Raw genomic sequence first — 2,919 nt, forward strand, 5'->3', positions numbered from 1 at the left:
CCGCACCGGGCAATTGCAGATCGTGCTGCCGCTGCCGTCGCTGGCGGTGCTGCGCGATGCCTGGGCGCGGCAGCGCCGCGGCGATGCCGACGCCGCCTGGGCGGCCGGGTTCCAGGACGCGCTCCGCCAGGTCGAACTGCCGGCCATGGCGGTGTTCGGCACGGCGACGGCGACCCCGGCCGAGATCCTGTCCTGGAAGCCCGGTGACACCATCCCGCTGCCAGCGGGCGATGCCGACCAGGCCAGCCTGGTCGCCGGCGACCGGGTGCTGTTCCGCGGCGCGATCGGCCACAGCCGCGGCGTCCGCGCCGTCCGGATCCAGCAATTGGCCGCGGATCCGGCGGCCGCCCCGTCCGGCGATGGCGAGGGGCGCTGATGCGCCGGCACCACCTGTTCGCGGCCCTTGCGGTCGTGGCCGGGCTGGGCGGCGCCTCGGCCGCCCTGGTGGCGCATGGCCAGGAGGCGGCTCCCGCTTCCCCTCCCGCTGCACCAACTCCGGTGGCCGCACACATGCCGTCCGAATTGCTGGTTGCGATCGATGCCGAACGCCGTGACCTGGAACAGCGCCAGGCCCAGTTGGCGGAGCGCGAGGCGCTGCTGGCCGTGGCCGAGGCCCGAATCCGGCACGAGGTCGACCGGTTGGCGCTGATCAAGCGCGAGATCGAGGGCCAACTGGCGCAGCAATCCACGCTGCTGGAGGCCGACCTCAAGCGGATGGGCGCGACCTATGCCGCGATGCGGGCCCGCGACGCCGCCCGGATCATGGACGAGATGGAGCCGGCCACGGTGGTGGCGATCTTCGACGAGATGACCGAACGGCGCTCGGCCCCGATCCTGGGGGCGATGACGCCGCTCAAGGCCCAGGAGGTCACCCGGCTGGTCCTGGAACGCCACCAGGTGCCGCCCTCCTGAGACGACGGAGGTTGGGGCGACGCTGGACCTCTTCCCCGGATCCATGCACCGCGCGAAGATCGGCCTAAGTCGTCACCAGCAGGGGTACAGCCGTGAGTGTCGTTCCCATCCAGGCCCTTTATGAGACGCACCTGACCGTGAGCGATCTTGAACGCTCCATCGTGTTCTATCGGGACGTGCTCGGCCTCGAACTGGCACACCGGGTGCCGGCCCGGCACGCCGCGTTCTTTTGGGTCGGCGCCCGGGAGCGGAGCATGCTGGGACTCTGGTCGATCCACTCGTCACCCCTCCGCCTCAGGCTGCATCTTTCCTTCAGGGTGGACCTGGACGATCTGAGCCGCTCGATCGCAGCCCTCCGCCAGGCCGGGATCGAGCCGAAACCGGCATTCGATCTGCCCGCCCACGAGCCGATCGTGTTCTCCTGGATGCCCGCCGCCAGTGTTTTCTTCGACGATCCGGACGGCCATTCGCTGGAATTCATCGCGCTGCTTGCGGACGAGCCTCGTCCAGAGCACGGCGTCATGCCGCTCAGCAAGTGGCAGGCGCTCAATGGAGCGTCTGCACCGACATAGGGCATCGTGATGGCTCCATGTCTGCAAGGGGCGAAAAGCGGCCGTCGAGCGCATTCATTCGATGACAAACGCTTCGCCGATGACTTTACCCTCCCATAAGTAGAACCTCCCCGCCTGTCGCATCACTTGGGCGCCGTCTTCCGTCATAAAGACGAGTCCCAGCCGCCGACGTTCGCCAGGGTTCATGGTGCTGCCAGCAAGCTGGGGAAATGCGTCCCATCCAGTGATCGGATGGGCTTTTGACACTGTGCATGGGCATCCCCAACCGGAAGATATCGAATGCTGCCTGCCACCGGCTGAGGTCTCGTATAGCGTCACATCTGCGATCAGATGTGGTCGCGCCGCCTCGACCTGCTCAGCCCTGGACATCATACCCTCCGGTTGCCGTTCACCCGATGTTCCTACAGTTAGCAGTGGCAGCAAAGGGTCGATTCCGGCCCCTTGGCCGAACGAGTGGAATCCGGTCGCCCTTGACGGTAGGCTTGCGGCGCCGGTGTGGTGGAACGGTAGACACAGCGCCACAGCGTTCCTCCTGAGGCTTCCTCGGGGGTGTGGGTTCGACTCCCGCCATCGGCGTATCTTTGTATTTCGGCGACCAGTCTTTGACCGTGGTCGGCTGGCTGGCCTTGAAACGAAAGCCATCGTTGGCCGCCCTCGACCCTTATCGATCGCGGATAGCCGTCTGCTCGGATGCGATTTGCGGACATCGGAGGCACATCGTCCGTGGCGGGATTGCCGAGGCTTACCCTCACTTCTGTCGGAAAGAGAACAGATTATCTTTACAGTTTACCTTTCTATCTCCATGATTTCGGCATGAGCAACCCGCCGGATGATCCACAGCCCACCCGCGCCGCGACCTTGGCGCAGGATATTCGTGCGATCGCCGGCAAGCTGAAGCGGCGGTTGCGGGGGCTGGCGCATGGGGCCGACCTGACGCCGTCGCAGACATCGGTGCTGCTGCGCCTGGAGAAGGATGGCGCGGCGACGACATCGAGCCTGGCCCGGGCCGAGGGGATGCGCCCGCAGTCGATGGCCCCCATCGTCGCCGCGCTGGAGAGCGCCGGCCTGGTGAACGGCGCGCCGGACCCGGCAGACGGGCGGCAGACCATCCTGTCGCTCACCGATGCCTGCCGGGACTGGCTTCGGGAGGGCCGCGCCGCGCGGCAGGACTGGCTGTCCCGGACGATCCAGGAGCGGCTTTCGCCCCAGGAACAGGACGAGCTTGCCGCGGCGGTCGTGCTGCTCAGGCGTCTTGTCGACGAATGAGCCCCCCGCGGCGCGCGGTTCAGGCCGACCACGGACGTTGTCGAGAGGAAGATGCCATGCCGCTGACCACCATCGACCCGAACACGGCGCTGATCGTCGTCGACCTGCAGAAGGGCCTTGCCGGCTTGACCTGCATCCATCCGATCGAAGACGTCGTGGCGCGCAGCCG

The 2,919-nt window shown here is 67.1% G+C and carries 4 protein-coding genes and 1 tRNA gene; all 5 read left to right on the forward strand.

Going from position 1 to position 2,919, the window contains the following annotated elements; genetic code table 11:
• A partial coding sequence (locus tag AC3XYG_RS12930) for a FliM/FliN family flagellar motor switch protein (protein ID WP_489140247.1) occupies nucleotides 1-376 on the forward strand: 376 nt, incomplete at its 5' end.
• Complete coding sequence (locus AC3XYG_RS12935) at nucleotides 376-912, forward strand: MotE family protein (RefSeq protein ID WP_489140248.1); 537 nt, start codon at nucleotides 376-378, stop codon at nucleotides 910-912. The genes AC3XYG_RS12930 and AC3XYG_RS12935, both read left to right, overlap by 1 nt.
• Before the next feature lie 92 nt (nucleotides 913-1,004).
• Nucleotides 1,005-1,484 carry a VOC family protein gene (locus tag AC3XYG_RS12940; RefSeq protein WP_489140249.1) on the forward strand — a complete coding sequence of 160 codons (480 nt, stop codon included), beginning with the start codon at nucleotides 1,005-1,007 and terminating at the stop codon, nucleotides 1,482-1,484.
• Nucleotides 1,485-1,973: 489 nt separating this feature from the next.
• Nucleotides 1,974-2,060: transfer RNA gene (locus AC3XYG_RS12945), tRNA-OTHER, on the forward strand.
• A 237-nt stretch (nucleotides 2,061-2,297) separates the two neighbouring features.
• Entirely contained in the window at nucleotides 2,298-2,750 is a 453-nt protein-coding gene (locus AC3XYG_RS12950; protein ID WP_489140250.1) for a MarR family winged helix-turn-helix transcriptional regulator, read from the forward strand.
• Nucleotides 2,751-2,919: the final 169 nt, after the last annotated feature.

The sequence above is a fragment of the Inquilinus sp. genome (genome assembly GCF_057815775.1).

What these genes read in the sequence shown, in the direction of transcription:
- AC3XYG_RS12950 (WP_489140250.1), top strand. Translation starts at nt 2,298, where the DNA reads ATGAGCAACCCGCCGGATGATCCACAGCCCACCCGCGCCGCGACCTTG.
- AC3XYG_RS12935 (WP_489140248.1), top strand. Translation starts at nt 376, where the DNA reads ATGCGCCGGCACCACCTGTTCGCGGCCCTTGCGGTCGTGGCCGGGCTG.